The organism is Streptomyces violascens, assembly GCF_014649955.1.
Classification (GTDB): domain Bacteria; phylum Actinomycetota; class Actinomycetes; order Streptomycetales; family Streptomycetaceae; genus Streptomyces; species Streptomyces violascens.
This window is the reverse complement of the sequence record NZ_BMUA01000003.1, coordinates 242909-267521: the sequence shown is the minus strand read 5'-3', so window position 1 is coordinate 267521 and position 24613 is coordinate 242909. Positions and strand designations below refer to the sequence as shown.

Genomic DNA, 24613 nt, shown 5'->3' with positions numbered 1-24613 from the left:
GTCAGCTGAGGGAATCCCGGGTCACCTCGGCCACGAACGCGTTCCACGCGCCGGGGGCGAAAGCGATCGAGGGGCCCTCGGTGACTTTCGAGTCCCGCACGGCGATGGCGTGCATCTCGGGGGACTTGACTTCGACACATGCGCCGTTTCCGGTGGAGTACGAGGACTTGGTCCAGGTGTCCGTGGCGCCCTGAAGAATTGCCATGTTCGCTCCGGTTCTTGCCAGTTGGTCGTTCTCGGCCAGCGTTCTTCGTTGGCGTGATCGACGCTACTCGCAGGTCCCGGGGTACGAGGCGGCCATTCACTCGACCGGATGGCATATTCCGGCCGGACCTTCCATCGCGGTGGGCGAGGGGTGTACGGTGCCGCGTTTCAGATCTCAGCCGGCCGTGCCCCGGGCGTAGTCCTTCGCGATCCCGGTAATGAATTCCCGGGTCTGGTCCACATTCAGGGCCTGTGCGCGCAAGTGCTCGTACATCACGCTGTATTTCTGGACATCATTGGCCTTTTCCAGGTAAAGGTCGCTGGTGACGCCCTCGATGTAGACGACACTGGAGTCCGAGGCGTCCGGAAATTCCAGAATCGCGTACTGGCCGTTGATTCCCGGATGCGCGCCCATGCTGAACGGCAGTACCTGCACGGTGACATGCGGCAGTTGGGACCGCTCGATGAGGAACTCCAGCTGGTCGATCATCAATTGCTTGTCCCCGACCCGACGGCGCAGCGCGGCCTCGTCGATGACCACCCACAGCCGCAGGGGGTTCTCCGTCGCCCGTACCCGCTCCTGCCGCCGCAACCGGACGTTCACGCGTTTCTCGACGTCGGTCGGGGCTGTCTCGGGGAGCGCCCCCGCGATGAGGGCCTCGGCGTACTGCGGGGTCTGGAGCAGGCCCGGCACGACCTGGGGATCGTAGACGCGCAGGCTCGCGGCGTCCGTCTCCAGGCCGATGTAGACGCTGTACGGGATGTCGCCGAAGGCGTGCCACCAGCCCTGCTGGCGGGAGTCCTTGGCCATCTGCATCAGCGAATCGACGATGCGGTGGTCCTCGACCTCGTACACCCCGCACAGATCGCGGACATCGCGCTGGCTGATGGAACGGCGGCCGTTCTCAAGGCGGCTGATCTTCGACTGGGACACCAGCAGGCGTTCTGCGACCTCTTCGGCGGTCATGCCTTTCAGCTCGCGGAGCCTGCGCAACTCCTGGCCCAGTCGGCGTCGCCTCACGGTGGGATTGACATTGGACGCCACGGGAAACGCACCTCCGGCTCACGGCTTTTCTGTTCTTCTGCTCTGCAGACTGCCACCAACATCCGGGCGCGCGCTGGGAAATGGCCACACACAGCGACTACGCAAACGCGCGGGGCTGTTGGGACAGCCCCGCGCGTTCATGGTGCGGCTCCCGAACCGGGTCATGGGGACGACGGTGCGGCGGTAATGCGATGCGGCTGGTGATGCGACTGGTCGTGCAGGTTCTGCCGGTGCGGCTGATGGTGCTGGCGGTGCTAGTGGTGTGCCACGGCCCTCGCCATCGCCCCGTGGTGCGCCTGCATCGGGACGCCGGCCGCCGCCGCGTGGCGGCTTCCGTTGTCCGGCGTGGCGCCGGGGCCCTGGCCGCCTCGGCGTGGCTGAGCGGCCACACCGTTCTGGACGTCCATCACGGCGTGCGCGACGAGACCGCCCATCGGGTCGTGCCTGATCAGGTCCCTGAGACGGGAGCGCGATGACCGCCCCTCGTTGCCGGGGTACAGGTGCTTGCCGAGCCCGACTGCGTGGGCCAGCGCGGCAAGCGCCGCGGTCCGCGGGTCCGGCGGTACGCCGGTGCGGATCGCACTGTCCAGCCGGGCCCTGATGTCCCGGCTGATCGCCGTGTCCGTCGCTTGGTAGCGAGTCGTCGGCAGCACCCCGCACATCTGGCCCGACACGGCATGGACCATGCCGCACCGCTCCAGGTGCGCGAGGTAAATCTGGCGGAGCCCGAGGCGGGGCCCGCCGATCCAGTGGACGGCCCGGACCGGGCTACCGCGCCTGCGCAGCAGTTCCAGTGCGGAGTCCAAGGTCGGATCTCCTGTCGGCCGTGCCATCACCACGGCGATACGATCCCCGTCTGGGGCTATCCGTCCTGCCAGAGCCAGCTCCACTAGCTGGGCTCCGGCGAGGCCGAGGTCGAGCGACTGCGGCTGCGCTGTGGTACCCGTGGCCGGGTCCAGAGCGAGCAGCAACAGCTCTTCCGGAATAGTTCTGCGGCTCCTGCCCATCCATGCCTCCCCGCGTGGATGAATGACAGGGTGACCCCTCTCACATTCATCTGTCGAGAGCGCCTGGGCGGTTCGTACGGGAACCAGCAGGTATGTCGTTCTCGTCTAGCCGGGGGGTCCTACCCGGCACACGGGACACTGGTACATGGTTCGGACAGTTTCGGATGACGCCACCCGGCGTCTGGAGGAGGCATCGGTGGCGGGCGAGTCCCCCGACAAGTCGGAGCAGAAGCAGTCGTCGGGGGAGACGACTACGAGCGAACGCGACCCGCGTATCGCGGTCTCCCACTCCCCGTCCCCCTCCGGGGTCCCCTCCGGCGAGGACGGCGCCAAGACGGCGAATGGTTCCGGCGCCGGTGCCCGTACGGGTTCCGGTCCGGCCTCCGGATCAGCCTCCGGTTCGGCTTCGGCCGCCGTGGCTTCCGCGCCGGGCGGCGTCGATCAGGCGACCGCGGTCTTCCGGGCCCCGCGCCAGGAGGACGGCGACTCTCGGCTCCGCGCCGCGGTCGCGGCGTGGGTCGACCAGGAGGCGGAGCCCAAGGATTCGGCTTCCGAGGGTGCGGCTTCCGGGCCGGAGGACGCTGCCAGGGCCGAGGCTCCCGAGCCCGGGCCCGAGTTCGAGGACGCCAAGTCCAGCGCGCCCGAGACCGAAACCGGTAGAGACGCCGACGCGGACGAGGACGGCGGGCCCGAGCCCACAGCCCCCGAGGCGGATGAGGCCGGGCAGGCGGGCGCCGAGCCGGAAGCCGCCGAGGACAGCGGCACCGACACCGAGGCGGCCGCCCCGAAGGCGGACGACCCCGCGCCCGCGACCCCCGGCACCAAGCCCGAGGCGTCCGACAACGCTGCCGCTGCCGCCAAGTCCGGCGCGGCCGGGCCGCGCGACGCCAAGGCCGACCAGGCCAAGGCCGACGACACCGAGGCCGACGACGAGGACGCTGCCCCCGGCGCGCGAGCCACCTCCTGGGGAGCCAAGCCGACCGCTTCCGAGGGTGGCGGATCGACCCCCTCCGAGCCGAAGGCGAGTCCCGCGAAGGCCGAGTCCAAGGCCGAGCCTTCCGACCCCAAGCCCGGCCCCGCGAAGGCCGAGCCCAAAGCCGACGGTGCGAGCCCCTCCGAAGCCGGCGCGAAGCCCACCGAGCCCAAGGGGATCGACCACCCCACCGCCGTCTTCAAGGCCCCCGCGCCGCCCGCCGTCGACCAGCCGACGGCGATGCTCAAGCTGCCCGCGCCCAAGCGGGAGCCCGCCGACGGGCGGACCGGCGATCCGGCTGCCGAGCGGACCAGCCAGTTCATACCGCTGCGGTCGGACGACGCGGGCCCCGGCACGGCGGCCCCCAAGAATCCCGCCGCCCCCGCCAAGAACCCCAGCGCCCCGGCCCAGGGCTTCGACGCCCCCGTCCGGAAGCCCGAGGCGCCCAAGGTCACCCCGCCGCCGGCCGCGGCCCCCGGCCCCGCCCCGGTCATCCCCGAGCGCGCCGAGCGGACCCGGCAGCAGCCGCTGCCGCCGAAGCCCCCTCTCGACCTGCTCGCCGAGCTGACGAACACCCCGCCCCCGCCGCAGACCCCGGTCCGCACCACGGTGCGGCGGTTCAAGATCTGGACCCCGCTGGTCCTGCTCCTCCTGATCGTCTTTGCAGTCGTACAGATCATGCGTCCGCTTCCGGATCCGAAGCTGACCCTGACCTCGTCGGCGACGTACACCTTCAACGGCGACGCGCTGAACCTGCCGTGGCCGGCCGAGGGACAGTCGGCGGTGTCCGTGGACGGGGTGGGCAGCCTCGGTACGCACGGGGAGCAGAAGCCCGCGCCGCTGGCGAGCGTGGCCAAGACGATGACGGCGTACGTGATCCTCAAGGGCCACCCGATAACCGGGAAGCAGGAGGGCGAGAAGATCACGGTCGACCAGCAGGCCGAGGACGACGCGAAGAAGCCCGACGAGTCGACGGCGCCGATCCGCAAGGACCAGCAGTTCACCGAGAAGCAGATGCTCGAACTGCTGATGATCCCGTCCGGCAACAACGCCGCCCGTCTGCTGGCCCGCTGGGACGCCGGGTCCGAGGAGGCGTTCATCGCCAAGATGAACGACGCCGCCAAGGAACTCGGCATGACCAGCACCACGTACACCGACCCGAGCGGTCTGAAGGAGACCACGGTCTCCACGCCGGTCGACCAGCTCAAGCTGGCCCAGGCCGTCATGCAGAACGACGTGTTCCGGGGCATCGTCAACACGCCCCAGATCAAGATCCCGGGCATCGACACGATGATCTACAACAACAACACGATCCTGCTCAAGCCGGGTGTCAGTGGCATCAAGACCGGCTCCTCGACCCCGGCCGGCGGCAACCTGCTGTGGTCGGCCGACACGGTCGTCGACGGCAAGAACCAGCGGATCTACGGCATCGTCATGGGCCAGCGCACCGGCACCACCCTCGACAACAAGCTGAAGGCCGCGATCAACAACAGCTACACGCTGATCCAGGCCGTGCAGAAGGCCGTCACCTCGGCAACGGTCGTCAAGAAGGGCGATGTCGTCGGGTACGTCGACGACGGGCTCGGCGGGAAGACCCCGCTGGTCGCCGCCAAGGACCTCAAGGCGGTCGGCTGGCCGGGCCTGAAGGTGGACGTCACCCTCGGCGCGGGCGGCAAGCCCGTCCCCCACTCGGCGAAGCCGGGCACCGTGGTCGGCGAGCTGTCCATCGGCTCCGGCAACGGCAGGCTGACCGCGCCGGTCGAGCTGAAGAGCGCCCTGGCCGAACCGGGCACCGGCGCCAAGCTCACCCGACTGGGCTGACCGCCCCGAACGCATCGAGGGCGCCCCGACCTGCGGGGCGCCCGCGTGCTAGCTTCGGGCAACTGGGGACGCGGGGACGGCGTCCTTGGAATCAGGGGACAATCTCGGGGGAGAGTCCTGGGGAGAACCTCGGGAACCCCCGCGCGGGACGTATGCAGCTGCAAAGTAAAGGCACTGCAGAGGCACACGGCCGCGCATGCCAGGTGAGACAGCGTGAGGCGGGAGAGCCGCAGTGACCACCGCTGAGCCGACGCCCACCCGCGCCGACAGCACCGCGAGTACGAGCAGTACGAGCAAGACCGGCACGGCCAGTGCGAGCACGACCGAGACCACGCGTGCGAACTCGGCCGGGTCCACGCCCTGGGCCAAGGCGCGAATACGCCTCGGAATGGGACCGGGACCGGGACTGGGTCCGAGCCCGGACTCCTGGCCGATGCGGCACCCCGTCGCGTTCGTGACGGCGGCCGCGGCCGTGACCCACATCCTGTGGTTCTTCCTCTTCGCGAACAGCGGCGGAGACCTCGCGGCGCAGGACGCCTGGACCGAGTTCGTCGGCCGGAACCCCAAGTCCGCGTACAACCTGGCCTGGTACGGCGGGATGCACCCGGTGTCGTACAGCGTGGTCTCGCCGTATCTGATGTCGGTGCTCGGTGTGCGGACGACGATGATGATCGCCGGGACCGTGTCGGCCGGTCTCACCGCGCTGATCCTGGTGCGCGTGAAGGCGGTCCGCAACCCGCTGGCCTGCTCTTTCGCCGCACTGTTCGCCTTCCTGTGCAATGCGATGTCGGGCCGGGTGACGTTCGGGCTCGGCATGATGTTCGCGCTCGGCGCGGTGGCCGCGGTGTTCTGCTGGCCGCACAACAAGCGCGAGAACCGCTGGCCGAAGGCGGCGGTGGCCGCGCCGTGCGCCGCGCTCGCCACCGCGAGCAGCCCGGTCGCGGGACTGTTCCTCGGCCTCGTCGCGGCCGCCCTCTTCCTGAACAAGCGCCGCCCGGGCGCGTACGCGATCGGCCTGCCGCCGGTCGTGGTGGTCGGCCTGTCGGCGTGGCTGTTCCCCTTCTCGGGTACGCAGCCGATGTCGCTGGCCACGACGTCGGGCCCGTTCCTCTTCGCGGTGCTGATCCTCTTCCTCGTACCGAAGGACTGGCGGACGGTCCGTACGGCGGCGCTGGTGTACGGCGTCGCGGTGCTGCTGTGCTTCGCGATCCAGTCGCAGATCGGCTCGAACATCACGCGCTTGGCGATGCTGTTCGCCGGAGTGGTGCTCCTGGCGGCGCTCCCCTACACGGTGCCGAAGTCCCGCAAGTGGTACGCGGTGGTGTTGGCCTTCGTCGGGCTCAACGGGTGGATCGGCTTCAAGTCGGTGGATGACATCGTCAGCACCGCCCCCGCCGCGACCTGGGCGCGGGATCTGGCGCCGCTGGTCGACCAGTTGCAGGGGCTCGACGCGGAGACCGGCCGGGTGGAGGTGGTCCCCGCCTCCAGCCACCGCGAGGCCTCGGCGTTCACCCCGTACGTGAACCTGGCGCGCGGCTGGAACCGGCAGGCGGACATCCAGCGCAACCCGCTGTTCTACGACGACACCCTGAACGCGGACAACTACCACGCCTGGCTGAACCGCTGGGCGGTGCGGTACGTGGTGCTGCCGCTGGGGCCGGCGGACGTCAACGGCGCCGTCCAGGAGGGCGAGCTCATCAAGGGGGGCCTGCCCTACCTGAAGCAGATCTGGTCGAACGAGCACTGGCGCCTGTTCGCGGTCGAGAACCCGACCCCGCTGGCGGACCCGCCCGCCACGGTCAAGCACGCCGGCGAGGGCGAGGTCACGGTCGAGGTCCGCTCCCCGGGCAAGATCCTGATCCGCATCCCGTACTCGCCCTGGCTGAAGCTGGTCGACGAGAAGGGCAAGGGGGTCGTGCCGCCGCAGGAAACCGCGGAGTCCAAACTCCGCAACCACGGCCCGAAGACGTACACGAACCCGAACGGCTGCCTCCGCAAGGCCGCTTCGACGCCCGCGGGCGACGAGTGGACGGAACTCCTCGCCCCGAAACCGGGCACGTACCACGTGGCCGCGCCGTACAGCATTCCCCGGGGGACGGGGTGCCCGGAGGGGGTTGTGGAGCCGTGAGGGGCCTGTCCGGCCGGTGGGCGTTCGGGGGCCGGTAGAGACCCCCGTCGGTCATCCGGGCCAGGTCATCGGGAAGCCCCGGGGAGCCCTGAGGAGCTCGCTGGATCAGGCCTGGCGTCCGGCGCCTGCGAGCGCCTCGACCGCGTCCAGTGCGAGGTGCCACGGATAGCCCTCCGGCCGGCGCTCACCCGGCTCGTTCGGCACGAACCCGCTCTCGCCGTACAGCACCGTCACCCCGGCCGAGCGCAGGGTCGCCACGGACTGCTCGAACTGTGGGTGCAGCACGTAGGCGGCGTTCACGCACGGCATGGCCACGGTCGGGATCCGTTTGCCGATCGCTTCGGCGATCACGCCCACCACGAAGGTCGAAGTCAGCCCGAGCGCCCAGGAGTTGACGGTATGGAACGTGGCGGGCGCCACCAGGATCGCGTCGGCCTCGGGCCAGACGTCGGGCTCCCCCGGCCGTTTGTACTGCGACCGCACAGGATGCCCCGTCAGCGTCGCAAGGCCGGACAGGCTCTCCTCCAGCCAGTCGGCGGCGGTCGGTGTCAGTCCCAGGCATACGTCCCATCCCCGTGCCTGCAACGTCTCGATCACCGTGGCAACCTCGAAGACCGGCGGGGCCGCCGAGCAGAACAAGTACACGGTCCGTGAAGTCATGCCGCCCAGTGGATCACATGCGACTGGCGTCGGATCGAGCGGAATCGGAAGGATCCGGAACTGCCATGGCTATGACCGTGGTCCGGCAAGGTTCCCGTGGACCGTGGTCAAGCCCCGAGCACATCCATCACGTGGTCATCGAGTTCCGCCACCCACTCCTCCCGCCGCCACGGATCCGGCAGCAGCCCCGCCTCGCGGGTCGCGGCCGCGTACAGGCCTTGCGGGGTCCCGGCCAGCGGGCCGGGACCCCTCGACGCCCTCGCCCATCTCGGCGAAGGAGCCGCCCAGTTGGCCGAGCTGCGCTCGAGAAGTCCGAGCCCGCTCCGAGTGCGATCGCCCCCGTCGGCGTGCGGGCGTACAAGTGGGCCAGGAGCAGCTGATGGCGCGCGTCGGGACGATTCGGTGCCGGGGCCTCCCAGCGGGCCACGGAACGCTGGAGCCCGGCGACGGACGACAGTGAAGTACGAGGGCGGCCGAGCTGTCCGGCGATCGCGCTAAGGGCGCGCGCCGTCCTGGCCGGGGACAGGCCGCGGCTGCGACGCAGTGCCTTGGGCATGGCCGCACCGGTCGCCCTGTCGTCACTCATGACTCCATCGTGGCGGGAAACGCCTGCGAAGAGAGTTGTACGGGCACGATCAGGCGTGGTTTCCCTTGTTCTGCCGTGTAGTTGAGGGTCTGTGAGGTGCCGGTCGATGGTTCGGTGGCGTGCGGGAATCCGATGGTCATCGAAGCGCGGTCGACCATCCACCGGTTCCGGGCGTGATAGGCGGGGGTGGCGAGTTCGGCGGCGCGTAGTTCGACGACGTCCTTGATACGGGCCCTCGTGCGAGCGATGGCCTGGCGCGCCTCGGCGTGCTGCTGGCCGACGCTGCCGGGTACGACGACGGCGAGGCGCGCGGCGGTGTTCTCGGCCAGCCATGCCGGAGCCAGGCTGTCGATGCCCTTGGCGCCGCCGATGTAGAAGTGGGCGTCGTCGGCGAATGGCCCGAGGTACGCCGCGAACAGGTCGGCGTAGTCGTGACGGCTGCGATGGCCGGTCGCCCGAGTCCCCGTAATCGCCACCGCTCTCGTGATCAACTCCGTGTCATAGGGTGTCACATCCCGCCCGGCCTCCCGCGTTGAGATCGTCTCCGCATGGACACCAACCCGCAGGGACTTGCAGGCCGACTGCGCAAGCGCGGACTCCACGTCGATGTCGGCCCCACCGACGCGGAATCCCTGCGGGCGGCCAACCCTCTCGACGGGATGCTCACCGAGCAGATTGCCGCGAACGGCAACCGTTACGTCACCTCCGTCGGCTTCGAGATCGGCGAACCCGGTCTCGAAGCGAGCTGCGCCGAACGCATCGCCCACCCGCTTGCCATTCCCGTACAGACCGGCCCCCGGGAGCACACGCCATGACGTCCACAAGCCGCACCAAGTTCTGCGTCTCCTGCGACCGGCCCATCGAGGGTGTTGCCATCCAGGTCGCGGGCGAGAGCCACCTGGGTGCGTCGAGCGGGGCCAGAGGGGACGACTTCCGGCATGTGAAGGGTGACCCGGCCTGCCGGCCGCGTGGCCGTTGATGCCGGGGCGCTCGATGCCCGGGCCGCCGGTGGCTCGACGCGTTCGGCTGGACCGTGCGTGCTGGGGGAGCGGATCGGGGCCGAAGGGGACGAGCCGATGGCTGCGGAACCCTGCTACGGCAGGGCACGGCTGCGCCCACAGACCCCCGGAGTGGTCAGAGCAGGCCCCGTACGTAGGCGGCCTGGCCGACGTGCTGGAGGTCGTCCCCCAGGACGCTCACCAGGCGGACGCCCAGGGTGACCGGCGGGTCCCAGCGCTCGTCCACGACGCGGTTGAGCGCGTTGCCGTCGAGCTTGCCGAGGAAGCCGAGCGTCTGCTCGTGGACCGCGTCGTAGTAGCCGAGCAGCAGCTTGCCCGAGGTCACCCGCACCTGGCCGACCTGCTTGGACGTGTGCCCGTATCCCGTGTCCGTCTTCGCCAGCGGCAGGTCGAAGCGGTCTGCCCAGCCCTTCGCCAGCCACACCTGCTCGATCCCGGCCGCGTCGGCGATGTGGTCGTCCTGCACCCGGGTGAGGTGCCAGATCAGCCATGCGATGGAGTTGGCCTCGCCGTCGCCCGGCCTGGTGTTGAGGTCGTCGGCGGAGAGCCCGTCGACAGCGGCGTGCACCTCTTCCCGAATGCGTCCGTAACCGTCGATGAGTACGTCCTGTGAGCGCATGCCACGCAGTCTCGTCCACGCGAGGGGTCCCGGCCAGCGGGGCCGACGGGCGTTTCGCGCCGAAACGGTTCTCCCCGGACGGGGACGTGGAAGGGCCCGCTCGCGGGCGTTACGACTTCAGGGTGGTTCCCAACAAGGTCATGATTTTCGGCGCGTCTACGGGCGTTTTGGGATTATCAAATACTAATTTTCGTGACTGTAAGGAATCGATCTGCCACGGATCGTATCCACTGCGCTCCATTGGAGATGAAATGAACGAGCTTCGCAAGGCGGCCGTCCTGGTCGTTGCCCTCGGCAGCTTCGGAATGCTGGCCGCCGGCACGGCCCAGGCACACGATGGCGGGAAGGGCGGTGACCAATTCGCTATCGGGCAGAGCAGCAACTGCCGGTCGCACGACCTGAACGTCGACGTCCTCGGCCAGGTCGGCATCCTCAACGGCGTTCTGGGCAACGCGCTCAACGGCGAGGGCAACCCGGGTGCGCAGAACACCCACCTGGGTTCGAGCATGGGCTGCAACAACAGCGCCCTGTAAGCCAGGCTTGCCGCAAAGCCTTGCGGCTGCCGCATCGCCGCCGACCAGGGCCTTGAGCCCCTGGCCTTCGGCGAGTGCGTACGACTCCATCGGTGCATGATGAGCGTCGCGCCCACGACCAACACGGGCGCGACGCTCATCCATGCGCCCCCAGGAGCCGCGTCCAGGCTCTCGTGCCGCCGCCGGGGCAGCCGGCCTTCGCGAGCATCACCCTCTGCTCCCCGCCCTGGCGCGCACCCCTGTGCGCCGTACCTGTGCGCCGTACCTGCGCTGCGAGACCGAAGGCCCTGCCGCCCAGGAGGGCGGCAGGGCCTTCGACCTGCTGATGCGCTGGTGCCCCCGGCAGGATTCGAACCTGCGACACCCGCTTTAGGAGAGCGGTGCTCTATCCCCTGAGCTACGGAGGCGGGCCTTGATGAAGACGTGGATGAAGATTGCGGCGTGATCGCCGCGACGACATCCAGTCCGCACAAGGACCTGGGCCGTCGATGAGAACGGCCCTGGACAGAGTAGCGGATGGGTGCGGGCTGGTGGGCGGCCCGTGGCGTGGTGGGCGGGCAGTCGGGGCGTGCTGCCACTGGTCGCCCGCCGGGCCGGTCCTGGGTGGTCGCCCTTGGGCTGGTGCTGTCGGTGATCCAGTCCCGGGCCTCGGCCCGAGCCTCAAGTGTCCGGTGCGGAAGCCGTGGGCTTCCTGCCTGCTTTATGCGGCTCGGTGCCGGGTGCTTTCGCCTTGGCGGAAGAGCCAGTTGAGGCGGGGTTCGATGAGGGGCCTCATCGCCTGCTGGATGGGACGGGTGCAGAGCAGGAGGGCGAGGGTGATGGACAGGACGGTGAGGGCGGCCTGGCCTGCCGGGTGGTGCAGGACTTCACGGTTGTAGACGTGGGTGTGGACCAGGGCTTGGCGCACGAAGGCGTGGACGAGGAAGGCGCTCATGGTGCCGACGCCGAGTGCGGCAGGCTGTACCCGATTGCTTCTGGGTTGGACGGAGGCATGTGGATGCTTAAGGGCGCAGGTCATTTCATGCCTGAACATGCGAAACACTCGTATATGCCCAAGGGCATCTTCGTGTCCGGCCCGGCCTGAACGGCCGATTGCCCGATGGATGCGCTGTCACGTGTGCACGTTCACGCCCTACTGGTCACCCGTGCGGCAGCGCGCTGCCCGCCGTCCACTCCGTCCACGGCAGGTTCCAGCCGTTGAGGCCGTTGTCCGGGGCGACCGTGCCGCCGGCCGTCGAGTTGCGGACGATCACCACGTCGCCGAGCAGCGAGTTCGCGTAGAACCAGGCGGCGGGGGAGTCCGGGTCGCCGCCTCCCTGGGTGTCCTGGAGGCCTATGCAGCCGTGGCTGGCGGCGGTGGCGCCGAAGGTCGAGGGCGCGGCCCAGTAGTTGCCGTGGATGAACGTGCCCGAGTTGGTCAGACGCTGGGCGTGCGGCACGTCGGGGATGTCGTACTCGTCGCCGAGGCCCACCGTGGTGCTGTTCATCTTCGTCTGCCGGTCCTGCTCGCTGATGACCATCGTGCCGTTGTACGTGGCGTACTTGGGCTGGCCGGTCGAGACGGGCACCCGCTTCACCGTGGCGCCGCCGCGCCGCACGGTCATCTCCTGGGTGGCCGCGTCCACCGTGGAGATCTGCTCGCGGCCGACCGTGAAGGAGAAGGACTTGTCCTGAACTCCGTAGATTCCCTTGGCCAGTTCGAGCCCGTCGAAGTCGAAGGCGACGGTGACCTTGGAGTCCGGCTTCCAGTAGTCCTGCGGGCGGAAGTCGATGCGGCGGTCGCCGAACCAGTGGCCCGTCGCCTGCTGGCCGCTGCTCGACGTGATCTTCACGGCGGATTCCGCGGCCCTGCGGTCGGTCACCGCCTTGTCGAACCTGAAGGAGACCTCCATGCCGACCCCGACCGTGGAGGCGTCCTCCGGGGTGTAGAACGCGATCGCCGAGTTGTTCTCGGAGACCGTCGTGAAGCGCGTGGTCGTGGTCGCCGCCCGCCCGTCCGGGTCCTTCGCCTCGGCGGTCAGCGTGTACGCCGTGCCGCGGGTCAGGTTCGCCGAGGGGTGCCAGGCGGTGCGGGCCGGGGTCAGCGCGCCGGGGATCGCCTTGCCGCCTTGGGCCATGAGGGTGACCGAGGTGAAGGTGCCGTCCGCGACGCTCGCCCCGACGTCCTTGACGGTGATGCCGACATGGTCCGCGCCGTCCTTCGGCGTGGTGGTGATCCGCGCCTTCGACACCGTGGGGCTGGGGCTCGGGGACGTGTCCTTGCCGCCGCCCGACGAGCAGCCGCCGAGCGCCAGTACGGCCACTGCGAAGAGGGCCAGGAGCGGTGTGATCCCGGGGTGGCGGGCCCGTATGCGCCCGCCGGCCGACGTGGATGCCGGTGCGGACGTCGCGGCGGATATCGACGCGGACCTCGCTGTGGGCTTCACCTTGGACGTCTCCCCTCCGGCAGCTGCCAGCCTGGATGCCCGTTATGCGGGTGTATGCACCTTTCTTGTAGTGTGCGATAACGCCCTGTTTGTGCGCATGCGGAGTTCTGGGTCGTCGACGGACGGAGTCGAAGGATGACGTACGGACCCCGTTGGGGGCGGATACCCCGGATGGGCCGGCCCAGCCGTCGGCGGGCCACCCGTATGCGCATGGTGCTCTGCTCGCTCGCCGGGGTGCTGCTGCTCGTGGGCGCCGCCGCCGTGTACACCTGGCACCGGCTGAGCGGAAACATCAGCAGCGTCGAGTTCGGCTCGCTGCTCACCCCGGAGGCCTCGGCCACCTCCGACCTCAACATCCTGGTCGTCGGCTCCGATTCGCGGGCCGGGAAGAACGCCGCGCGGGCGGGCGGGGGCGAGGACGCCGGGCGCTCCGACACCACCCTGCTGCTCCATGTGTACGGCGGCCGCAAGAAGGCGGCGCTCGTCAGCATCCCGCGCGACACCATCGTCAACCGTCCCGCCTGCGCCGCCGCATCCGGCCAGAACGTGCCGGGGCGCGACCGGGTCATGTTCAACGCCGTGTACGAGATGGGCGGAGCCCCCTGCACGGTCGCCGCGGTCGAGGCGCTGAGCGGCGGGCTGCGGATCAACCACTACGTCGAGGTCGGCTTCAACGGCTTCGCCGAGCTGGTGGACGCGCTCGGCGGGGCCGACATCACCCTGGTCAAGCCCATCGACGACAAGCAGAGCGGGGTCCATCTCGCAGCTGGCAAGCACCACTTGAACGGCCAGGAGTCCCTCGGCCTCGTGCGCACCCGGCACGGCGTCGGCAACGGCAGCGACCTCGGCCGGATCCAGCTCCAGCACCAGTTCCTGGCGGCGGTGATCGGCAAGATGGCCGGCCAGGACCTGCTCACCGACCCGGTCAGGCTCTTCGCCGTCGCCGACGCCGCGACGAAGTCCCTCACCACCGACTCCTCCCTCGCCCACGTCGACACCCTCGCCTCGCTGGTGTACTCGATGAAGGGGCTCGGCGCGAAGGACGTCCAGATGGTCACCCTTCCGGCCCAACTGGAGCAGGGCGACGAGGACCGCCTCGTGCCGGACGCCGCCCGGGGCAGGATGCTCTGGGACGCCCTGGAGGCCGACCGCCCGGTCCCGCAGGACGCACTCACCGGCACGGCCTCGGAACCGAACGGAATCGGCCAAGTGGTGACGCCGGGCTGACCCCCGGGGCCGTTGTGTTTTACACCGACCTTGACCGGGGCGGGGCAGCGGCATAGCGTCGTGGCCACGGGGACTGAGCAGGCGCTTAGGAGGGCGATCCGGTGGCGACGACTGGGGCGACGGGAGCGACGGGGGCTTGGAGGGCGCAAGGCGGTGGGGCGCGGCCGCCCGGGCCGCACATCGAGCCCGCTCGCGCCGAGGCGCTGCTCACGGCCCCCGGGGCGCCGTTCGCCGTCGTCCGCGGGGAGGCCGGCGCCCTTGAGTACGCCTCCGGGCCGCGCACCCTGCGGGAGTTCGTCGAGACGGTCTGGGCGTTCGGGGAGCAGCCGTTCCTGATCGCCGAGGGCGGAACGTACTCCTACGCCGGATTCCTCGCCGCCTCCTGCGCGCTGGCCCGACGCCTCACCGGCGTCTACGGGCTGCGCCCCGGCGACCGGGCCGTCATCGGCATGCGTAATCACCCCGAGTGGCAAGTCGCCTTCTGGGCAGCCCAGTTGGCGGGGCTTGTGGCCGTGCCGCTGAACGCGTGGTGGACGGCGGAGGAGTTCGCGTACGCCCTCGACGACTGCACCCCGCGCGTGCTGCTCGTCGACGGCGAGCGGCTTGAGCGGGTGGCGGGCTGGGCCTCCACGCACAGCGTGCGCGGCATGGTCTTCCACCACGAGGGTGAGCTGCCCGGCGGATTCGAGCGGTTCGACGACCTCTGTGAGCTCACCTCGCCCGACCCTTCCGCGGGGCCGCCCGACGTCGACATCCCGCCGGACGCCGACGCCACCATCATCTACACCTCCGGCACCACCGGCCGCCCCAAGGGGGCCGTCGCGACGCAGCTCGCGCAGGCCGGGGCGGTCATGAACCCCCGATTCCAGGCGGCCATGTCGATGCTCGGCCGTGGCATCGTCCCGGGTCAGGGGCCCACCCCTGTCACCCTCATGACCTTCCCCTTCTTCCATGTCGCCGCCTTCACCTCGCTGTACGCGGCGATGGCCGCGGGCGGCACGCTCGTCCTGATGCGGAAGTGGGACGCCGGGCGGGCGCTCGGGCTGATCCGGGAGCACGGGGTCACGCATTACGCGGGGGTGCCTGCCACCGCCCTTCAGTTGCTCGCCGCCGCGGACGAGACAGGGGATCCGCTGGAGAGCCTCACCGCGCTCAACACCGGCGGTGCGGCGGCTCCGCCCGGGCTCGTGGGCGGGCTCACCGCGCGGTACGGGTCCCGGATCGAGCCGCGCAACGGGTACGGGCTGACCGAGACCAGCGGGGGTGTCCTCGCCAACTTCGGTGCCGAATACCGCAGTTGGCCCGACAGTGCGGGGCGGCCCACTCCCGTCACCGAGGTGCGGATCGCGGGGGCGGACGGTTCCGCGCTCGCCGACGGTGAGGTCGGCGAGCTGTGGCTGCGCGGGCAGTCGCTGGTCCGGGGGTACTGGGGTGATCCCGCTGCCACTCAACTCGCCTTCCAGAGTGGGTGGTTCAGGACGGGGGACCTCGCGGTGCTGTGCGACGGGCGGGTCGCGATCGTCGACCGGATCAAGGACATGGTGATCCGGGGTGGGGAGAACGTGTACTGCGTGGAGGTCGAGGGGGTTCTGCACGATCACCCCGCGGTGCTGGACGCGGCGGTGGTCGGGGTGCCGCATCCGGTGCTGGGGGAGGAGGTGGGGGCGGTCGTTCAGGTGCGGGGCGGGTCCGGGGTGACCGCGGATGCGCTGCGGGCGCATGTGGGGGCGGTGCTTGCCGGGTTCAAGGTGCCGGCGCGGATCGTTCTGTGCGAGGGGGCGTTGCCGCGGAACGCCACGGGGAAGGTGTTGAAGCGGGAGCTTCGGGGAGTTTTCCCCACCCCGCCCCTTCCCTAAGGCCTCCGGCGGGTGGAGGGGTGGGATGGCCGCCGTTCCCGGGTGCTCCGCCCCCGGACCCCCGATCGCGCCTCAAGGGCGCTCGTCCTCGAGGGACGGACGGGCTGGACATGGGCTGATGTCCGTGATCGCCCGGCGGGCTGAGTGTGGGCTGCGGTCCGTGAACGACGGACGGGCTGAGCGTGGGCTGTGTCCGCGACCGGCCGGACAGGCTGGGTATGTCCGCACAGGCAGACGCCAGGTATGAGGCGGGCTGAACGGGCTCTCAGGACCTCGTCACCCGTACGTGATAATTCCCCATCCCGTCCACCCCCGTCACGGCTATCCGCACCCCGTTCGCCTTGTCCACGAACGTTTCTCCTGTCGTGTACGGGGCGTCCGACAGTTCCGCGTTGACGTTGGGGCTGCGGGTGCAGCCTCCTGTGGCGGGGTGGCTGTCCGAGACGTTTACCGGACCCCTGCCGGTGTCGACCTTTGCGTCCACCCGGTAGATCAGGACCCCGGGTTTGCAGACCGCCTCGTCGTTGCCGGCCTGGGTGCGTACCTCTATCGCGTACCCGTTGTCCTTCGTCACCGGGACGAAGACCAGTTTCGGGCCGCCCTCCGTGGCGAGCGGGGTCAGGGCGTACTGGGTCGCGCCGCTGCCCGTCGCGCAGGACACCTGGCTGTTGTCGAGCCAGCCCAGCTTCCACTTGTGCCAGCCCAGCATGTCGTTGTTGGCGCCCCAGTCCTCGGACATGATGTCCCAGTGCCCGACGGCCCCGCCGCCCTGCGGGGTGTAGAGGTCGGGCAGTCCGAAGACGTGGCCGTTCTCGTGCGGCAGCACCCGGTAGCCGGTCTCCCCGTACGAGCCGGAGCCGTCGTCCTGGCGGCTGTAGACGAACGAGGTGTTGGAGAGAGGGACGCCGTCCGCGTAGGGGGCGTCCTCGTTTCCCGAGAACGTCACCGAGAGGACCGTGTCGAGCGCGGAGGGGCCGGCGTTCGGGGTCACCAGCACGTTCACCAGGTCGTACTTCGAGAAGTTCACCTTCGAGCCGGCCGCCGCGATCACGTCCTGGACCAGGCGGTGGTAGCCGGGTTCATAGGGGGAGCCGCGCTCGATCCCGTACGCCGTGAACGCCTTCGGCATCCTCAGCCAGTCCGGGATCGGGGCCTCGGCGCGGTAGTCGAGGCGGCCGTAGGAGGCGTTGCGGAACCAGTCGCTGGTCTGCGGGAAGAACTCCTTGTACCGGCTGAGCGCGGAGCCGGGGCCCACTGCGTCCGGGAAGTCGATCATGAGGGTGAGGGCCCGGACTATGCCGGTGGAGTGCGCGTAGCCGGGCGGGGTCGGGAGGCCTTCCGACATCTGCACGCCCAGCGCGGCCGGGATCCGGCAGGGTTCGAGCAAGGACTCGCCGGGGGCGGCCGTGGGGCCCGCGGAGGCGCGGGTGGCGATCGACAGCGTGGTGGAACCGGTGGTCAACGTGGCGAGCGCGACCGAGGCGAGAGCGGCGCCGAAGAAGGTGCTCCGGCGCCGGCGGGGTATCCGGCGGCCTGGTGCCCGAGCCGGGCGGGACTGGCTGTCGTCCATGCGCACGCGCTCGCCTTCGGGGACGCGACAGCAGGCCGGGTCCTGACTGTGCTCGTCTGATCACCCTGTGTCGGGCGTGTCGCGGGCGCGCGCTGAGTGGGCTGAATGGGGGTTTTTCCGTATATGCGTGAACGTGACTCAAGTCACATCCGAGTGGGGAAATAACCGGGGAAGGTTTCCCCGTTTGAACCTTCGTCCCCGCTAAACGGGGAATGCTTCCCCGCTTGGGTTCAGGTCCCCGGCGGACACGTGCGACCAGCACGTCCGATCACTGACGACCAGCAAGAAGGAGCAGAGCCGTGCAGACTGCCGCCGCCCCCGTCGCCGCAGCGCCGCGCCGTGCCCCGCGTCCGCGGGCCGACGCCCTGCGCAACCGGGAGCGGATCATCGCCGCCGCGCGCGAGATCTTCGTCGAGTGCGGCGCCGAGGTGCCGCTGGACGAGATCGCCCGCCGGGCCGGCGTCGGCAACGCCACGATCTACCGCCACTTCGCCGACCGCTCGGAGCTCATCACCAGCGTGGTGCTCCACGTCATGGACCGGGTCTCGGACCGGGCCGAGACGGCGGCCGCCGAGGAGGCGGATCCCTTCGAGGCCCTGCGCCGCTTCGTGCACGCGGCGGCCGACGAGCGGATCGGGGCGCTCTGCCCGATGCTCTCCGAGACCTTCGACCAGGACCAGGCGGAGCTCAACGCGGCCCGCGAGCGCCTCGAACGCGACGTCGAGGGGCTCATGGGGCGGGCCCGCGCGGCCGGCCGGCTCCGCGCCGATGTCGCCGTCGGCGACCTCATGGTCGCCCTCTCCCAGCTGACCAGGCCGCTGCCCGGTACGCCCTGCCCGAACATCGACCAGTTCGTCCACCGTCACTTGCAGCTGTTCCTCGACGGGCTTCAGGCCCCGGCGCGATCCGAACTGCCGGGCAGCGCGGCGACCCTCGACGACCTCCGGCGGAGTTGATCGCCTCCCACTTTCACTTTCCGTTCACGCCCTCAACTCGCTGCTCAAGAAACCTGGTTGAGGTCTTGCGCAAGCGTAGATCAAGCTAGTTTCCACACTTATCTCGGTAATCCGCGTCCCAAGGTGGCTACCCCCATGTCAAAAACAGTCGGTCTCGACAAGAAGGGCCAGCTCTCGCCGGCCCCCGACCCCAGTCGCTGGAAGGCGCTCGCCTTCATAGCCCTGGCCCAGCTGATGGTCGTCCTCGACGCGACCATCGTGAACATCGCGCTGCCCTCCGCCCAGCACGCGCTGCACATCAGTGACGCCAACAAGCAGTGGGTCATCACGGCCTACGCCCTGGCGTTCGGCGGGCTGCTCCTGTTCGGCGGGCGCATCGCCGACCTGTGGGGCCGCAAGCGGACCTTCGTCGTCGGCCTGCTCGGCTTCGCCGCGGCCTCCGCGCTCGGCGGCGCCGCCACCGGCGAGGCCATGCTGCTCGGCTCGCGTGCGCTCCAGGGTGCCTTCGGCGCGCTGCTCGCGCCGGCCGCCCTGTCGCTGCTCGCGGTGATGTTCACCGACGCCAAGGAGCGCGCCAAGGCGTTCGGCATCTACGGCGCGATCGCCGGTGGCGGTGGCGCGGTGGGCCTGATCCTCGGCGGCTTCCTCACCGAGTACCTGAACTGGCGCTGGACCTTCTTCGTGAACATCCCGTTCGCGATCGTCGCGGCCCTCGGCGCCTACCTCGTCATCCGTGAGCCCTCGGGCACCCGCAACCGCTCGCCGCTGGACGTGCCCGGCGTGATCCTGTCGACCACCGGTCTGGTCGCGCTCGTCTACGGCTTCACCCGCGCCGAGTCGGCCGGCTGGTCGGACGCGCTGACCATCTCGATGTTCGTCGCCTCGGCCGTGCTGCTCGCGGCCTTCGTGACCGTCGAGGCCAAGGTGCGCCACCCGCTGCTGCCCCTGCGCGTGGTCACCAACCGCAACCGCGGCGGCGTCTACCTCTCGCTCGGCCTCGCGGTCATCGCGATGTTCGGCCTGTTCCTCTTCCTGACCTACTACCTCCAGGTCGTGAAGGGCTTCTCGCCGGTCAAGACGGGCTTCGCGTTCCTGCCCATGATCGCGGGCATGATCACCGGCTCCACCCAGATCGGCGCCCGGCTGATGACCCGGGTCCCGCCGCGCCTGCTGATGGCCCCCGGCTTCCTCACCGCCGCCGTCGGCATGCTGCTCCTGACCCAGCTCGACATCGACACGTCGTACGCCGGCGTGATCCTGCCGGCGCAGATCCTGCTCGGCCTCGGCATGGGTACGGCGTTCATGCCCGCCATGTCGCTCGCCACCATCGGGGTCGAGCCCCGGGACGCCGGTGTCGCCTCCGCGATGGTCAACACCTCGCAGCAGGTCGGCGGCGCGATCGGCACCGCCCTGCTCAACACCATCGCCGCCTCGGCGACCACCGCCTACGTCACCGGCCACATGGCGCTCGGCGCAGGCAACCCGGAGCTCCTGAAGCTCCAGGCCATGGTGCACGGCTTCACCGCCGCCATCTGGTGGGCGGTCGGCATCCTGGCGGTCGCCGCCGTCATCGCCGCCACCCTCATCAACACCGGCCGCCCCGGCGGCAGTTCGGTCTCCGGACTGGGCACCGGTGAGGACGTCGAGGACGAGGTGCGCATCCCGGTGGTCGCCCACTGACCCCCCGGTAGCACCCCGGACGCACGACCTGCCCTGGCCCCGCTGACCTCAGCGGAGCCAGGGCAGGTCCGCTTTCGCGTCCGTGGGCTGGAGGCCCTGCGCCATCACCCGCATGATCTCGCCGAGCTGGTCCGCCTGCTCCGGAGTCAGCCGGTCGAACATCGCCTGCCGTACGGCGGCCACGTGCCCCGGCGCGGTCCGCTCCAGGACCTCGTACCCCGCGTCCGTCAGGATCGCGAGCTGGCCCCGCTTGTCGGAGGGGCAGTCCTCGCGCTTGACCCAGCCGTTGTTCTCCAGGCGCGCGACGGCGTGCGAGAGCCGGGACCGGGTGATCTTCGAGTTCTTGGCCAGCTCGGTCATCCGCAGCCGGCGCCGCGGCGCCTGCGAGAGCTGGACGAGCAGCCCGTAATAGATGTGCGGCATCCCGGCGTCGCGCTGGAGCTGTCGGTCGAGGTGGTCTTCGAGGAGCCGGGTGGCGTGGAGGTAGGCGCGCCAGGTGCGCTGCTCCTCGTCGCTGAGCCAGTTGGGTGCCGAGGTCATACATCTACTGTACGGACACTTCTTGAAAGTTGAACTAGATCGCGTTAGGGTAGGTAGAAGAGCTTGAGACTTCAAGCATGTCTGCCCGTACCGTGCCCGGCCGCCGGCCCGGCCGGCCGGACTGTCAGTGAGTGAGCCGGAGAGTCGTCATGACCGTCGCCCGCGCCGAGCGCATGCCCGCCCTGTACCTCTCCCACGGCGCCCCGCCGCTCGCCGACGACCCGCTGTGGCCGGGCGAGCTCGCGGCCTGGTCCGCCTCTCTGCCCCGGCCGACGTCGATCCTGATGGTCTCCGCGCACTGGGAAGAGGCCCCGCTCGCGCTCGGCGCCACCGAGACCGTGCCGCTCGTCTACGACTTCTGGGGCTTCCCCGAGCACTACTACCGGGTGCGCTACGCGGCGCCCGGCGCCCCCGGACTCGCCGACTCCGTACGCAAGTTGCTGCGCGCCCCCGGCATGCCCGTGCAGGACATCGCGGACCGCGGGCTGGACCACGGCGCCTACGTCCCGCTCGTCGAGATGTTCCCCGCCGCCGACATCCCGGTCCTCCAGATCTCCCTGCCGACCCTCGACCCGCGCAAGCTGTACGACATCGGCCGCACGCTCGCGCCGCTGCGCGACGAGGGCGTGCTGATCGTCGGCAGCGGATTCTTCACCCACAACCTGGCAGCCCTGCGGCACACCGGCGGCCAAGTGCCCAGCTGGTCGGCCGAATTCGACGACTGGGGCGCACGGGCGCTGGCCTCCGGCGACCTCGACGCACTGCTCGACTTCGAGCACAAGGCGCCCGCCGGGCGACTCGCTCACCCCCGCACCGAGCACTTCGCCCCGCTGTTCGTGACGATGGGCGCGAGCGAGGGCGAGCCGGGCGGGGCCCGCAGCGTCATCGACGGGTTCTGGATGGGGCTCGCCAAGCGGTCGGTGCAGTACGGCTGAACGGGCGTGCGGGGCAAGGGGGTTGGCCGCCCGGGACCTCCTATGCTTCCCCGAGCTCCTTCTCGTACCAGGCCACGTCCCAGTAGCGGCCGAACTTGCGGCCCACTTCCCGGTACGTGCCGACGTGGGTGAAGCCGAAGCGTTCGTGCAGCCGGAGGGAGGCCTCGTTCGGCAGGGCGACCCCGGCGTACGCCCGGTGCACGTCCTCGCCCGCGAGCGCCTCGAAGAGCGAGCGGTACAGGAGCGTGCCCACGCCGCGGCCGGTCGCCTCCGGCGCGCAGTAGACGCTGACCTCCACGGAGGTCGCGTACGCGGGCTTCGGACGGAAGGGGCTGCTCGTCGCGTAGCCCAGGATGCCGTTCCGGCCGACAAATCGGTCATCGTGAGCAACCAGAAGGCGGTGTGGGCCGTCTTCGGGGTGGGAGTGCAGCCACGGACGGCGCTGTTCGGTGGTGAAGGCGGCCGTGTCGAATGTGATGGCGGTCTCACGGATGAAGTGGTTGTAAAGGTCCGTGAGGGCCTCCAGATCGGCCTCCACGCCAGGCCTGACCTGCACCTCTGTACGTTCCTGCGGCACCTGAACCCCTCCCGTGGCGGCACAGGGTACTGCATGATCACGAAAATCGATGGGCGGGACGGGAATTCTGTCCGGATTCCAGCCGTTGTTTCCATCGGATGCAGGGCACCCGGGAGGGTGTCGCGACCCACTCAGTAAGGGAGCACGCATGGCAACCCGCGCCGTCGCCCGCCGACAGTCCGCCTCTGGCGGTTCGGAGTCGGGAAGCAGGGTCCGCGCAGTCAGCGGTGAGATCGCCGACCGCGACCTGGTCGGTATGTACCTCGACGAAATCGCGCGTACGCCGCTGCTCGACGCCGCCAAGGAGGTCGAGCTCTCGCAGACCATCGAGGCCGGTGTGTACGCACGCCAGATCCTCGACGGAGAGGTGGTGGACACCAAGGCGGCCGGAGCCTCGCGCGAGGAGCTGGAGGCGCTGTACGCCGCCGGTGAGCGCGCCAAGGACCTTTTCATCCGATCCAACCTCCGCCTCGTCGTAGCCGTGGCCCGCCGCTACCCGAGGGCCGGCCTGCCGCTGCTCGACCTCATCCAGGAGGGCAACGCCGGCCTGGTGCGCGCGGTCGAGAAGTTCGACTACGCCAAGGGCTTCAAGTTCTCCACGTACGCGACCTGGTGGATCCGCCAGGCCATCACCCGCTCCATCGCCGACCAGTCCCGCACCATCCGCCTGCCCGTCCACCTGGTGGAGGAGCTGGGCCGCATCCGCCGGGTCCAGCGCGAGTTCAACCGGGAGAACGGGCGCGACCCCGAGCACACGGAGATCGCCGCCGAGCTGGGCACCACGCCCGAGCGCGTCGGTGACGTCCTCGACTGGGCGCGCGACCCGGTCTCGCTGAACATGCCGGTCGACGACCAGGGCGAGACCCAGTTCGGCGACCTGCTCGAAGACACCTCCGCCGTCTCCCCCGAGCAGTCCGTGCTCACGCTGCTGCGCAGCGAGGAGCTGGACGACCTGATCTGCAAGCTCGACGAGCGCACCGCCTCCATCATCAAGATGCGGTACGGCATCGACGACGGCCGCGAGCGCACGCTGACCGAGGTCGGCAAGGAGCACGGCCTGACCCGCGAGCGGATCCGGCAGATCGAGAAGCATGCTTTGCTCGAACTGAAGAAGATGGCCCGCGACACGGGCTTCGACGCGGCGGCCTAGGCCCCGCCCCCAAGACGAGCTCCGGCACCTTCCCCCCCCTGGTGCCGTGAGCTCCGGCCCCGGCACCTCTCCCCCCCTGGTGTCGGGGCCCCTCTCATTCCCCCGGCCCGGGTGCGGTCGCCCGCGTGAGACGCTCGCCCAGATCGCGCAGATAGCCGGTCATCGCCTGCGGTCCGTTGACGGTGAACTCGCAGTCCACCAGGGCAAGCCGCAGCGCCACCCACTCGAGGGAGTCGGTGCACGAGGTGCGCAGCCGGCAGCGCCCGGCGTCCAGCGGCTCCGGCGCCCCCATCGACGAGGGCAGCCGGGCCGTCACGAAGTCGGCGGGCGCCTCGAAGGTGACGTCGACGTCCAGGACGGGCTGCAGCCGGTTCATCGAGTTGCGCACGAACTCGGCCGCGTTCGCCTCGGGCAGCTCGCGCGGCGCGAACCGGGCGCCGGTCGCGAAGGGCTCCGCGACCCGGTCGACCCGGAACGTACGCCAGTCGCCGCGCTCCACGTCGTACGCCACCAGGTACCACCGGCGCCCCGTCGACACCAGGCGGTACGGCTCGACCAGGCGCTTGGTGGCGGTGCCGTCGCCGGAGACGTAGTCGAAGCGGAGGCGCTCCTGGCCGGTGACTGTGGAGGCGAGCGTGGTCAGGGTGCGCGGGTCGACGGTGGCGCCGTCGCCGCGCCAGGGCCCGGCCAGCGGCATGGTCGCCGCCTGGAGGCTCGCGACGCGGTGGCGCAGGCGCGAGGGAAGGACCTGCTCCAGCTTCGCCAGGGCCCGCACCGAGGCCTCGTCCACGCCGTCCACCGCGTGGCCCGCGCCCGCGCGCAGGCCGACCGCGATGGCCACCGCCTCCTCGTCGTCCAGGACCAGCGGCGGCATCGCCTTGCCCGCCACGAGCCGGTAGCCGCCCTCGGCGCCGCGCGCCGCCTGCACCGGATAGCCGAGCTCGCGCAGCCGGTCGATGTCGCGCCGCACCGTGCGCCGCGACACGCCGAGCCGGTCGGCGAGCTCGCCGCCGGGCCACTCGCGCGGGGTCTGGAGCAGGGAGAGCAGTTGCAGCAGCCGTGCCGGGGTATCGGTCATGTCATCCAGGATGCCCGGCCAAA

Annotated in this window: 23 protein-coding genes and 1 tRNA gene; 11 read left to right on the top strand and 13 right to left on the bottom strand. The window is 70.3% G+C overall.

The window, feature by feature from the left end:
• Position 1: 1 nt before the first annotated feature.
• The 3 genes from IE206_RS09560 to IE206_RS09550 form a co-directional block, all read right to left on the bottom strand.
• Complete coding sequence (locus tag IE206_RS09560; protein ID WP_189961619.1) at positions 2-205, bottom strand: DUF397 domain-containing protein; 204 nt, start codon at positions 203-205, stop codon at positions 2-4.
• 174 nt (positions 206-379) lie between these two features.
• The gene (locus IE206_RS09555) at positions 380-1249 is read right to left on the bottom strand and encodes a helix-turn-helix domain-containing protein (RefSeq protein ID WP_189961618.1); all 870 of its coding nucleotides are present in this window, start codon (positions 1247-1249) and stop codon (positions 380-382) included.
• 254 nt (positions 1250-1503) lie between these two features.
• Positions 1504-2256 (bottom strand): GOLPH3/VPS74 family protein, encoded by a 753-nt coding sequence (locus tag IE206_RS09550; RefSeq protein ID WP_189961617.1) that lies wholly within the window; start codon positions 2254-2256, stop codon positions 1504-1506.
• 196 nt (positions 2257-2452) lie between these two features.
• Here IE206_RS09550 and IE206_RS09545 point away from each other — a divergent pair, with 196 nt between their 5' ends.
• Both IE206_RS09545 and IE206_RS09540 read left to right on the top strand, forming a co-directional pair.
• Positions 2453-5050: a serine hydrolase gene (locus IE206_RS09545; RefSeq protein WP_189961616.1), complete on the top strand. Its 2598-nt coding sequence runs from the start codon at positions 2453-2455 to the stop codon at positions 5048-5050.
• 232 nt (positions 5051-5282) lie between these two features.
• Entirely contained in the window at positions 5283-7178 is a 1896-nt protein-coding gene (locus IE206_RS09540; RefSeq protein WP_189961615.1) for a DUF8823 domain-containing protein, read from the top strand.
• A gap of 105 nt (positions 7179-7283) precedes the next feature.
• Here IE206_RS09540 and IE206_RS09535 read toward each other — a convergent pair whose 3' ends face one another.
• A complete protein-coding gene (locus IE206_RS09535) occupies positions 7284-7838 on the bottom strand; it encodes a flavoprotein (RefSeq protein ID WP_189961614.1) in 555 nt (184 codons plus the stop codon).
• Between the two features lie 582 nt (positions 7839-8420).
• A complete protein-coding gene (locus IE206_RS09530; RefSeq protein ID WP_226598890.1) occupies positions 8421-8936 on the bottom strand; it encodes a DNA-processing protein DprA in 516 nt (171 codons plus the stop codon).
• 36 nt (positions 8937-8972) lie between these two features.
• Between IE206_RS09530 and IE206_RS09525 the strand changes: the two genes are divergently transcribed.
• The gene (locus tag IE206_RS09525; protein ID WP_189961613.1) at positions 8973-9239 is read left to right on the top strand and encodes a hypothetical protein; all 267 of its coding nucleotides are present in this window, start codon (positions 8973-8975) and stop codon (positions 9237-9239) included.
• Positions 9236-9403, top strand: coding sequence for a hypothetical protein (locus tag IE206_RS09520; protein ID WP_189961612.1), 168 nt, complete (start codon positions 9236-9238; stop codon positions 9401-9403). The genes IE206_RS09525 and IE206_RS09520 overlap by 4 nt, the downstream gene beginning before the upstream one ends.
• Before the next feature lie 155 nt (positions 9404-9558).
• Here IE206_RS09520 and IE206_RS09515 read toward each other — a convergent pair whose 3' ends face one another.
• Positions 9559-10062 (bottom strand): mycothiol transferase, encoded by a 504-nt coding sequence (locus IE206_RS09515; RefSeq protein ID WP_189961611.1) that lies wholly within the window; start codon positions 10060-10062, stop codon positions 9559-9561.
• Between the two features lie 251 nt (positions 10063-10313).
• Between IE206_RS09515 and IE206_RS09510 the strand changes: the two genes are divergently transcribed.
• Complete coding sequence (locus IE206_RS09510; protein WP_189961610.1) at positions 10314-10595, top strand: hypothetical protein; 282 nt, start codon at positions 10314-10316, stop codon at positions 10593-10595.
• A gap of 331 nt (positions 10596-10926) precedes the next feature.
• Here the strand turns inward: IE206_RS09510 and IE206_RS09505 are convergent.
• The 3 genes from IE206_RS09505 to IE206_RS09495 form a co-directional block, all read right to left on the bottom strand.
• Positions 10927-11002, bottom strand: a tRNA-Arg gene (locus IE206_RS09505).
• A 293-nt stretch (positions 11003-11295) separates the two neighbouring features.
• Positions 11296-11529, bottom strand: coding sequence for a hypothetical protein (locus IE206_RS09500; protein ID WP_189961609.1), 234 nt, complete (start codon positions 11527-11529; stop codon positions 11296-11298).
• A 205-nt stretch (positions 11530-11734) separates the two neighbouring features.
• Complete coding sequence (locus IE206_RS09495; protein WP_226598889.1) at positions 11735-13021, bottom strand: L,D-transpeptidase; 1287 nt, start codon at positions 13019-13021, stop codon at positions 11735-11737.
• Positions 13022-13156: 135 nt separating this feature from the next.
• Between IE206_RS09495 and IE206_RS09490 the strand changes: the two genes are divergently transcribed.
• Positions 13157-14248 (top strand): LCP family protein, encoded by a 1092-nt coding sequence (locus IE206_RS09490; protein WP_189961608.1) that lies wholly within the window; start codon positions 13157-13159, stop codon positions 14246-14248.
• Between the two features lie 179 nt (positions 14249-14427).
• Positions 14428-16104 (top strand): class I adenylate-forming enzyme family protein, encoded by a 1677-nt coding sequence (locus IE206_RS09485; RefSeq protein WP_189961884.1) that lies wholly within the window; start codon positions 14428-14430, stop codon positions 16102-16104.
• A gap of 265 nt (positions 16105-16369) precedes the next feature.
• On the opposite strand, the gene IE206_RS09480 is transcribed toward IE206_RS09485, so the two are convergent.
• Positions 16370-17674 (bottom strand): M6 family metalloprotease domain-containing protein, encoded by a 1305-nt coding sequence (locus tag IE206_RS09480; protein ID WP_189961607.1) that lies wholly within the window; start codon positions 17672-17674, stop codon positions 16370-16372.
• A gap of 299 nt (positions 17675-17973) precedes the next feature.
• Between IE206_RS09480 and IE206_RS09475 the strand changes: the two genes are divergently transcribed.
• The gene (locus IE206_RS09475) at positions 17974-18630 is read left to right on the top strand and encodes a TetR/AcrR family transcriptional regulator (RefSeq protein ID WP_189961606.1); all 657 of its coding nucleotides are present in this window, start codon (positions 17974-17976) and stop codon (positions 18628-18630) included.
• Positions 18631-18765: 135 nt separating this feature from the next.
• A complete protein-coding gene (locus tag IE206_RS09470; RefSeq protein WP_189961605.1) occupies positions 18766-20310 on the top strand; it encodes an MFS transporter in 1545 nt (514 codons plus the stop codon).
• A gap of 48 nt (positions 20311-20358) precedes the next feature.
• Here the strand turns inward: IE206_RS09470 and IE206_RS09465 are convergent, their stop codons facing one another.
• Complete coding sequence (locus IE206_RS09465) at positions 20359-20850, bottom strand: MarR family winged helix-turn-helix transcriptional regulator (RefSeq protein WP_189961604.1); 492 nt, start codon at positions 20848-20850, stop codon at positions 20359-20361.
• A gap of 149 nt (positions 20851-20999) precedes the next feature.
• Between IE206_RS09465 and IE206_RS09460 the strand changes: the two genes are divergently transcribed.
• Positions 21000-21785: a dioxygenase family protein gene (locus tag IE206_RS09460; protein ID WP_189961603.1), complete on the top strand. Its 786-nt coding sequence runs from the start codon at positions 21000-21002 to the stop codon at positions 21783-21785.
• A gap of 40 nt (positions 21786-21825) precedes the next feature.
• Here IE206_RS09460 and IE206_RS09455 read toward each other — a convergent pair whose 3' ends face one another.
• Positions 21826-22362, bottom strand: coding sequence for a GNAT family N-acetyltransferase (locus IE206_RS09455; protein ID WP_189961602.1), 537 nt, complete (start codon positions 22360-22362; stop codon positions 21826-21828).
• A gap of 148 nt (positions 22363-22510) precedes the next feature.
• Between IE206_RS09455 and IE206_RS09450 the strand changes: the two genes are divergently transcribed.
• Positions 22511-23512, top strand: coding sequence for a sigma-70 family RNA polymerase sigma factor (locus IE206_RS09450; RefSeq protein ID WP_189961601.1), 1002 nt, complete (start codon positions 22511-22513; stop codon positions 23510-23512).
• 94 nt (positions 23513-23606) lie between these two features.
• On the opposite strand, the gene IE206_RS09445 is transcribed toward IE206_RS09450, so the two are convergent.
• On the bottom strand, positions 23607-24590 hold the full coding sequence (locus IE206_RS09445; protein WP_189961600.1) for a helix-turn-helix transcriptional regulator: 984 nt from the start codon (positions 24588-24590) through the stop codon (positions 23607-23609).
• Positions 24591-24613: the final 23 nt, after the last annotated feature.

Bases quoted from the DNA above. Each gene is read 5' to 3' on its own strand.
- IE206_RS09560 (WP_189961619.1), bottom strand. From the start codon at position 205: ATGGCAATTCTTCAGGGCGCCACGGACACCTGGACCAAGTCCTCGTAC.
- IE206_RS09550 (WP_189961617.1), bottom strand. From the start codon at position 2,256: ATGGGCAGGAGCCGCAGAACTATTCCGGAAGAGCTGTTGCTGCTCGCT.
- IE206_RS09535 (WP_189961614.1), bottom strand. From the start codon at position 7,838: ATGACTTCACGGACCGTGTACTTGTTCTGCTCGGCGGCCCCGCCGGTC.
- IE206_RS09525 (WP_189961613.1), top strand. From the start codon at position 8,973: ATGGACACCAACCCGCAGGGACTTGCAGGCCGACTGCGCAAGCGCGGA.
- IE206_RS09520 (WP_189961612.1), top strand. From the start codon at position 9,236: ATGACGTCCACAAGCCGCACCAAGTTCTGCGTCTCCTGCGACCGGCCC.
- IE206_RS09515 (WP_189961611.1), bottom strand. From the start codon at position 10,062: ATGCGCTCACAGGACGTACTCATCGACGGTTACGGACGCATTCGGGAA.
- IE206_RS09510 (WP_189961610.1), top strand. From the start codon at position 10,314: ATGAACGAGCTTCGCAAGGCGGCCGTCCTGGTCGTTGCCCTCGGCAGC.
- IE206_RS09500 (WP_189961609.1), bottom strand. From the start codon at position 11,529: ATGAGCGCCTTCCTCGTCCACGCCTTCGTGCGCCAAGCCCTGGTCCAC.
- IE206_RS09490 (WP_189961608.1), top strand. From the start codon at position 13,157: ATGACGTACGGACCCCGTTGGGGGCGGATACCCCGGATGGGCCGGCCC.
- IE206_RS09480 (WP_189961607.1), bottom strand. From the start codon at position 17,674: ATGGACGACAGCCAGTCCCGCCCGGCTCGGGCACCAGGCCGCCGGATA.
- IE206_RS09470 (WP_189961605.1), top strand. From the start codon at position 18,766: ATGTCAAAAACAGTCGGTCTCGACAAGAAGGGCCAGCTCTCGCCGGCC.
- IE206_RS09465 (WP_189961604.1), bottom strand. From the start codon at position 20,850: ATGACCTCGGCACCCAACTGGCTCAGCGACGAGGAGCAGCGCACCTGG.
- IE206_RS09460 (WP_189961603.1), top strand. From the start codon at position 21,000: ATGACCGTCGCCCGCGCCGAGCGCATGCCCGCCCTGTACCTCTCCCAC.
- IE206_RS09450 (WP_189961601.1), top strand. From the start codon at position 22,511: ATGGCAACCCGCGCCGTCGCCCGCCGACAGTCCGCCTCTGGCGGTTCG.
- IE206_RS09445 (WP_189961600.1), bottom strand. From the start codon at position 24,590: ATGACCGATACCCCGGCACGGCTGCTGCAACTGCTCTCCCTGCTCCAG.